This window comes from Streptomyces sp. NPDC000878 (assembly GCF_053599695.1).
Genome location: NZ_JBSFMT010000145.1, coordinates 1 through 8,347, shown reverse-complemented (window position 1 = coordinate 8,347; position 8,347 = coordinate 1). Strand labels below are relative to the sequence as shown.

Sequence of the window (8,347 nt, the reverse complement as noted above, 5' to 3'; positions counted from 1 at the left end):
CTTTGGCCTGAACGGCCTCGTCCTCAAACGCCGGACGGGCCAAAGCGGGGGTCTGGGGGCGGCAGCCCCCAGGGATGGGACGGGTAAGGGCGGCGGGGGCGAAAACCCCCCTCACGGCGACGCCGGTGCCGAGTTCTTCGTGTCCTGGGGGGTTGCCCCCGAGTCATCCCCCGACGTGGCCACCCACGTCCCGACCCCCACCGCCGCCACCAGAACCACCGCAGCCACCCCCAGCGTCAGCCGTCGCCGCCGCGCCGAAGCCCGGTGCCTGGCCGAACCGGGCCGAGGCGCCCCCGCCGGACGCGGCACCCGCGCCGTCCCCAGCGCCCCGCCCGCCAACTCGTCCGGCCCAGGCACCCGCATCGACGTATGCGTATCCCGGTTCGAGTCCGGCTTCGCCCCCCGCACCAGAGGCACCGCCCCCCGCCGCACCCGCTCCCCCGCAGGCACAGCCACCTCGTCGTACACCTCGCCCCGAGAAACCCGCCCCTCGCCCGACTCCCCCGCGTCCTCCGACTCCGACTCCGGCTCGTCCACATCCAGCGGCGGCATCCCCACCAGCAACGGCAGCTGCTCCCGCAGCCGCGCCCCCAGCTCCGACGCCCGCAGCCGGGACGCCGGCGCCTTCGCCAGGCACTGCACGAGCAGCTGCCACAGCTCCTCGGGGATGCCGGGGAGCGGGACCACCGTCTCCGTGACGTGGCGGCGCAGCACCGCGCCGGGGTGCCCGCCGCCGAAGGGCGTGAAGCCGGCCAGCAGCTCGTACAGGACCGTCGCCAGCGCGTAGATGTCGACGGCCGCGCGCGGGGGCAGGCCCTCCACGATCTCGGGGGCCAGGTAGTCCGGCGTACCGATGATCTTCGTGGCCCGGGTCCGCCGCGGTGAGTCGATGAGCTTCGCGACGCCGAAGTCGGTCAGCAGGGCGGGGTGCGAGCCGCCGGGGCCCAGTGGGCCCTGCATGTCCAGCAGGACGTTCTCCGGCTTCACGTCACGGTGCACGACCCCGGCGGCGTGCGCGGCGGCCAGCGCGTCGGCGATGTCGGCCACTATCGCGACCGCGGCCTCGGGTGCGAGGCGGCGCTCCCGGTCGAGCCGGGTGCGCAGGTCCGTACCCCGCACCAGGTCCATGACGAGCGCGAGGTCGTTCCCGTCGACCACCAGGTCCCGTACGGACACGATGTTCGGGTGTTCGAGACCGAGCAACGCGGTCCGCTCCTGCACAAAGCGTCCGACAAGCTCCTGGTCCGACGCCAGGTCCTCGCGCAACAGCTTGACGGCGACGGGCCCCTCGGGTCCCTCGCCCAGCCACACCGTGCCGGCGCTGCCCCGCCCCAGGATCTGGTTGGCGGTGTACCGGCTGCCGATCTTCCGTGCCAAGACTGCTCCTACAGACGCGTAACACCAGCGGCTATGCCACGGGTCCCGGGACCCCCAGCGGACAAGACCTCGACCTCACTCGACTTCAGCCGATACCGCGCCGATCCGGGGGGCCACCCCCGGACCCCCGGCCGACAAAGTCTCGACCCCGACCTCAGCCGATAAAACTACGCGTCCGGAGTCGTAACCTTCACCGCCGGGACGGAAATCACCCGCCAGGTGTCGACAAATCCCCAGAGTCGTACCGGAATCACAGTCGCAGCACAGCCCACCTGCTCCTCAATTGCCCCGGCTGCCACCGGATTGCCCGGACCACGGCAAGAGGCCGCCGCAGGACACCACCGCGCGATCGCCGACCGGAGCCACGACCACCCGGAGGCCACGACAAACCCGGAGCCGCAGAGCCGCTACCGCACGCGCGGGCTAGTTCCCAGCGCCCCCGGGCCCCCCGGACCCGCCAGAGCCCCCGGAACCCCCGCCCAGATCCCCTATCCACCCGCTGACCGTGTCGACCCAGTCGCCGATCTGCTCGAAGAACCCCTTCGTCGAGCCGATCCACCCCTGCAGCGGGCTCAGTTCCCAGATCAGCCACGCGGCGACGAACAGGATGATGATCGTGAACAGGCACCCCTTGAGGCAGCCGAGCCCGGGGATCTTCATCGGGTTGGCGCTGCGCTGCCGGGGCTCCCTCGGCTCACGCGGCGGCCGGCCCTCGGGCTGCTGAGGGCGCTGGGGCTGCTGCGGCGCGGGCGCCGGGGCGGGCGGCGCGTACCGCTGCGGCTGTTGCTGGTGCTGCGGCGGCGCGTACTGCTGGTGCTGCGGCGGCTGGCCCTGTCCCGGATGACCCGGCCCCTGCGGATACCCGTATCCGGGCTGCGGCTGCGGCCCCCGCTGCTGACGCGACGGCGGCGGCTGCTGGTACGGCGGCTGCTGGGGCTGTTGCTGCGGCGGCCGGCCCTGCTGTCGCTGGGGCCGGCGGCGCAGGGGGTCCTCGCCGGGGTCCAGGTACTGGACCTGTGTCTGCTCGTTGCGGTCCCGGGCGGCACGCAGCTGGTTCTGCCAGGGGTGCGGCTCCTCGGGGCCGCCAGGGCCGCCTCCGGGCCGGCCCTGCGGCACCGGCGGCATGACGGCCGTGGGGTCCGCGCCGCCGATGGAACCCGAACCCACGGAACCGGGCACCCCGGTGTGCGGCAGCACGCTGGTGGCGGCGTTCGGGTCGTATCCTCCCGGCACCCCCGCGCCCGCGCCGTGCGGCAGCACCTGGGTCGGGTCGCCCGCCCCGGGGACCGCGGTCGGCGCCGGATCCGGTGCGAGCAGATGGACGACCCCTTCGGCCGCCGCGATCTGCATCGAGTTGGAGTGGACGCCGATGCCCTCGGCGACGACACGCAGCCCGCGCGCGAGGTTCTCGGCGCTGGGCCGTTCGTCCGGGTTCTTGCGCAGGCAGCGCTCGATGACCGTCCACAGGGGTTCGGGCACGGTCGACGGGCGGCGCGGCTCGGCGGTGAGGTGCTGGTGCAGCACTTCGAGGGCGGTCTCGCCGCCGAACGGCGGACGGCCGGTGACCAGCTCGTACAGCAGGATGCCGGCGCCGTAGATGTCGACGGCGGAGGTCTGCGGGCGGCCCTCGGCGGACTCCGGGGCGACGTACGCGGGCGTGCCGACGAACTCGTGGGTGCGGGTGAGGCCCGGGGAGTCGGCGAGGCGGGCGATGCCGAAGTCGGTGAGCATCGGGTGCATCCGGCCGTTGTCCTGCATGAGCAGGACGTTGGCGGGCTTCAGGTCCCGGTGCACGACGCCGTCGGCGTGGCTGACGGCGAGCGCGTCGGCGATCTGGGCGGTGAGGAGGGAGGCGGCGACGGGCGTGAAGGGGCCGTTCTCCCGCAGGTAGCGGTGCAGGTCGGGGCCGTCGATGAGGTCCATGACCAGCGCCAGCAGATCGCCCTCGACCACCAGGTCCCGTACCCGGACGATGTTCGGGTGGGTCAGCCGCAGCAGCACGGACCGCTCGCGCAGGAAGCGCATCACGATGTCCGCGTCGTTGGCGAGTTCCTCCTTGAGGACCTTGATCGCCACGGTCTCGCCGGGCTGGCCTGCCACCGCGGCCTCGGCTCCCGCGGTCTCCCTCTGGCGGGCACGCCAGACGGTGCCTGTGGCGCCGCGTCCCAGCGGCTCCTCAAGGAGGTACTTGCTCCCTACCGGCCGCACGTCATGGCTCCCTTGCGTACGTACATCCCGTACACGCATCCCGTACACGGTGTTCCGACCCACTGTAGTGCCGCGTCCCCAGGACCCCCTGGGAACGGCCGCCGTCCATGTACGGCTACGTACGGCCTTCCGTACATGTTCGATGGAAAGACGCCTTGTTCGGTCGCTTCGGTTGCCGGATCCCGAACGTGACCGATCTCAAACCGATAACCAAACCGATCCGAAACGGACAGCCGTCGCTCACTGGTCAGGCACTTTTGCGGGCAGAGGTGACCATTCAAGATCACTTATGGGTGGGTGGCGGGCGCGTTGTCAGTGTCAGGTGCGAGGATGCCTCCAGTACTGGCCGACGTGCTCGTGTGCGGTGGGGGAAGTCCGCGGTGGTGGGACCCGTGGCGTGGCTTCGTCCTCCTTTCCGGGTGCCCGCGCAGAAGGGACCGCTGACGGCGATGCAGATCCGGCTGACCGTCGTAGACCCGCTGGGGCCGCCCTCGGAGCCGTGGGCGCGTGCCGCGAGCTGCGACGTGCTGGTCACCGCGCCCGCCGGCACGGCGCTCGCCGCGGTCGCCTCCGCCCTGGCCTCCTCGGTCGCGGGCGACGGTGCGTCGATGCCCGAGCGCGGCCGGGACCGCGAGAGCGGCGGGGCGGTGGTGCTGTACGTGGGTGACCAGCGCCTCGACACCCAGCGCTGCACCCTGGGCGAGCCACCACTGGTCGACGGCGCCGTGCTGGCCCTCGGCACCCCCGCCGAGCCCGAACCGCACCCCGAGGCGGACGAGGCGGCGGCCCAGCTGCACGTGGTGGCGGGACCGGACGCGGGCGGTGTCCATCTGCTGCACGGCGGCCGGATCACCATCGGCCGCTCCGCCGACGCCGACGTCCCGCTGGACGACCCTGACGTCTCCCGGCTGCACTGCGCGGTCACGGTCGCGGCGGACGGCCGTATAGCGGTCGCGGACCTGGACTCCACGAACGGCACGACCCTGTCGGGCGCCCGCCTCGGCACCCGCCCGGTCCGCCTCGCACCGGGCGCGCTCCTGCGCATCGGCGAGTCGGCCCTGCGGCTGACACCGCCCGGCGACGCGGCCACGCGCGTGGGCACGACTCCGGACGGCGAGGGCCATGTCCGCGTGAGCGTCACCCCGGGGAGCACGCGGGCCCCGGGCCGTACGTCGGACGGTGCCGCCTCGGAGGCCGACGAGGACACCCGCGACCGACGGCCCTCCGCCCCGCGCGCGGCAACCCCGTCCCATCCGTCTCCGTCCCAGACGCACCCCGCACGCGTGCGGCCCGGCGGCACGGCGAAGCCGCCCTCCGGGGAGACCCATCACGCCTACGGTTCGGCGAGCTGGGGAGCGGCCGGGAGCGTTCCCGAGTCGCGCGGTGCGCGGGGTCCGGCGGAGGCCGCGCAGCCGCTCGTCCCGGGGCAGGGGCGGGCCCCACGCATCGAGAGCCGGGACGCCACGGGCGCGGCCGGCCCGGGCAGGGTTCCGGGCGGTTCCGGTGACACCCACGGCGCCGGGTTCTCCGTACCGGGACCGGCATCCGGGGCCTCGGCGGTACCGCACGCCCGCTCCCACGACGAGGACGACGCGGAGGCGGAGCCTTCCGGGGGCAGCGGGCGCAAGGGGACGCCCCTGCGGGGGACGGACGTCCCGCCGGGGGTGCGCAGCAGGCGCGGTGGGCTCTCCAAGTGGGCGCGCCGGCTGACCGGCGGGCGCCCGGAGCAGGAGCCGGCCGAGGGCGAGGTGTACGACGACGAGGAGCCGGTGACCGACCCGGTGGCCCCGGAGTCCGTGAGCGCCGTACCGCAGGCGCCAGAGAGCTGGCCCGACCCGGCGACGCTGCTGCTGACGGCCCTGGGCCCCGGCCCCCGCCTCTGGGAGCGCGGCCCGGGCCACCCGGAGGCGCTCACGGTCCGGCTCGGTACGGCGGACCGCGCGGCCCCCGACGGCTCGGGGCTGCTGCCCGCCGTGCCCGTGACCGCCGGGCTGCGCGAGGTCGGGGCGCTGGGGCTGGCCGGCCCGCGCGCGCGGCTCGCGGGGCTGGCCCGCGCGGTGGTGGCCCAGCTGGCCGCGCTGCACTCCCCGGAGGCCCTGGAGATCGTCCTGATCAGCACGGACCGCTCGCGCACCCCTGAGGAGCGCACCGCCGAGTGGTCCTGGCTCGGCTGGCTCCCGCATCTGCGCCCCGGGCACGGCCAGGACTGCCGTCTCCTCCTCGCCTACGACCGCGAACAGGCCACGGCCCGCGCGGACGAACTCCTGCGCCGTCTGGAGGACCACTCCGTGGAGATGGCTGCGACGGCGGCGAAGGCTCCCGCCCACGAGGACCACAGTGGTTCGGAGGGCGCCCGGGAAGCGGCCCGACGGCCCTCCTGGGCCCGGGACGACAACCCTGACGGGTCGTCGGGGGCGGACGGCTTCGCGGGGCCGTACACCGTGGTCGTCGTGGACGGCGACCCGGGCGGTGCGGCGGTCCGGGAGGCCGTCGCACGGCTGGCGCACGAGGGACCCCGGGCCGGGATACACGTCGTGTGCCTCGCGGAGACGGAGGCGGCGTCACCCGTGTCGCCGGTGACGGAGACGTACGAGGCGGCGTGCGCGGCCTCGCCGCCGTTCCGTGAGTGCGGGGCGGTGGCACTGCTCGGCGGTGACGTGGCCACGGCACTGCATGTGCTGCGGGTGGCACGGGCAGGGGTGGCCGCGCCCGGGCGGCCGGAATCCGCGGAATCCGCGGAATCCGCGAACACGGACCTCGGCGGGCGTGGCGGGCTGGTCGGGCAGGGTTCCGTGGCCGCCGTGGACGCCGTGTCCCTGGCGTGGGCCGAGCGGTTCGGGCGGGCGCTGGCTCCACTGCGCACCGACGGTGCCGCCGGAGGACGGCAGCAGCGCGTCTCGGCGCCCCTGCCACAGGCGGCGCGGCTGCTCGACGAGCTGGGGCTCGCCCGGGCCACCCCGGCGTCCCTGATGGCCCGCTGGGCGGACGCCGCCGACGACACCGAGACGCTCGGCGGCCGGGCCTGGGCCGTACTCGGCGCCGGCCCGCGCGGGCCGGTGGGCGTGGACCTCGCGGCCGAGGGGCCGCACCTGCTGATCGAGGGCCCGCCCGGCAGCGGCCGTACGGAGCTGCTGCGGGCGGTCGTCGCGTCGCTGGCCGCCGCCGAGCGGCCCGACCGGCTGGGCATCGTGCTGATGGACGGCCGGGACGGCACCGGCGGAAGCGCTGCGCACGGGGAGGGGCTGCGGGTGTGCACCGACCTTCCGCATGTCACCACCCACCTCACGGCCAACGACCCCGTCCGTATGCGGGAGTTCGCCCAGTCGCTCAGCGCCGAGCTGAAGCGGCGGGCCGAGCTGCTCGGGCGGGTCGGCTTCGCCGAGTGGCACACCGGGCGCGAACTGTCCGGCCGGATCGGCCCGCAGCGGTCGGCATCGGGCTCGGGGTCAGGATCGGGATCGGGATCGGGACCGGGCCCCCGCGGTTCGGCGGGCACGGGAACAGGGCTGGGAGAAGGCGCCGGGGATCTCGATACGCCGCCCAGCTCGACGTTGCGGCTGCGTCCTGCGGCGAGCCGGAGGCGTACGGAGACACCGCCCCTGGCCCGTCTGGTGGTGGTCGTGGACGATCTGGACGCGTTGGTGTCGCCGCCGCTGGGGTCGCCGGGGCGGCCGTCGGCGGGGTCCGTGGTGCGGGCGTTGGAGGCGGTGGCCCGGGAGGGTGAGCGGCTCGGGGTGCATCTGGTGGCCGCGGCGGGCGTCGGGGGGCGTACGGCGGAGACGGAGCTGGCCCGGGGGGCCGCGCTGCGGGTCGTGCTGGACGCGCCTGCGCCGGGGCCGGACGAGCCTGCGGCGGGGCGGGGCCGGTTGAGCGGGCCGGACGGTCGGAGTATCCCCTTCCAGGGCGGCCGGGTGACCGGACGCATCCCCCGCACGGCGACGCTGCGTCCGACGGTCGCCACGCTGGACTGGCAGCGCATGGGCGACCCGCCGACCCGCCGCCCGGTCCGCGAACTGGGCAACGGGCCGACGGACCTGGCGTTGCTGGCGAGCGCGCTGGAACGGGCGGCGCGCTCGGTGTCGGCGACGGAGGTCCCGTCGCTGTTGTGAGCGGGCGGGCGGCGTTTCCTCGCCCCCGCCGCCCTTACCCATTCCCATCCCTGGGGGCTGCGCCCCCAGACCCCCGAAGTCGGCCCTGAACGGGCCTTGTCCTCAAACGCCGGACGGGCTGAGCAGGTGGTGCGGGCCGGCGCTGAAAGATCAAGCCCGGCTACCACCATCCAGCCCCGGCCGGCACCATCCAGCCCGGCCGGCGTCCGAGGACAACCGCGCTCAGCCCACCCTTTTCCCCGCCCACCCTTGCCTCGCCCACCGCCCCCGGCGCTTCCGCAGCACAGGCGGCGCCTCTTCAACACCGGCCGGGCATTCCAGCCCGTCCGGCGTTTGAGGACGAGCGCGTTCAGCGCGAGCCTTTCCCCACCCACCCCGCCGCGCTTCACCACCAGCCTGGGCATCTCAGCCCGTCCGGCGTTTGAGGACGAGCGCGTTCAGCGCGAGCTTTCCCCCACCCACCGCACCTTCACCCCCGACCCCAGGCACCCCAGCCCGTCCGGCGATTGAGGACAAGGCCGTCCAGGCCGAGCCTTTTGCCCACCCACCCGCCGCACCCTCCACCACAACCCCCAGGCACACCCAGCCCGTCCGGCGCTTGAGGACGAGGCCGTTCAGGCCGATAGCGGGGGTCTGGGGGCGGCAGCCCCCAG

Annotated in this window: 3 protein-coding genes; 1 reads left to right on the top strand and 2 read right to left on the bottom strand. The window is 74.9% G+C overall.

Annotated elements, in window-relative coordinates:
* Positions 1 to 111: 111 nt before the first annotated feature.
* Positions 112 to 1,377 carry a serine/threonine-protein kinase gene (locus ACWDR4_RS49185; RefSeq protein ID WP_450418624.1) on the bottom strand — a complete coding sequence of 422 codons (1,266 nt, stop codon included), beginning with the start codon at positions 1,375 to 1,377 and terminating at the stop codon, positions 112 to 114.
* A 423-nt stretch (positions 1,378 to 1,800) separates the two neighbouring features.
* Positions 1,801 to 3,585, bottom strand: coding sequence for a serine/threonine-protein kinase (locus ACWDR4_RS49180; RefSeq protein WP_450418623.1), 1,785 nt, complete (start codon positions 3,583 to 3,585; stop codon positions 1,801 to 1,803).
* A gap of 449 nt (positions 3,586 to 4,034) precedes the next feature.
* Here ACWDR4_RS49180 and ACWDR4_RS49175 point away from each other — a divergent pair, with 449 nt between their 5' ends.
* Entirely contained in the window at positions 4,035 to 7,694 is a 3,660-nt protein-coding gene (locus ACWDR4_RS49175) for an FHA domain-containing protein (RefSeq protein WP_450418626.1), read from the top strand.
* The last annotated feature ends 653 nt before the right edge of the window (positions 7,695 to 8,347 follow it).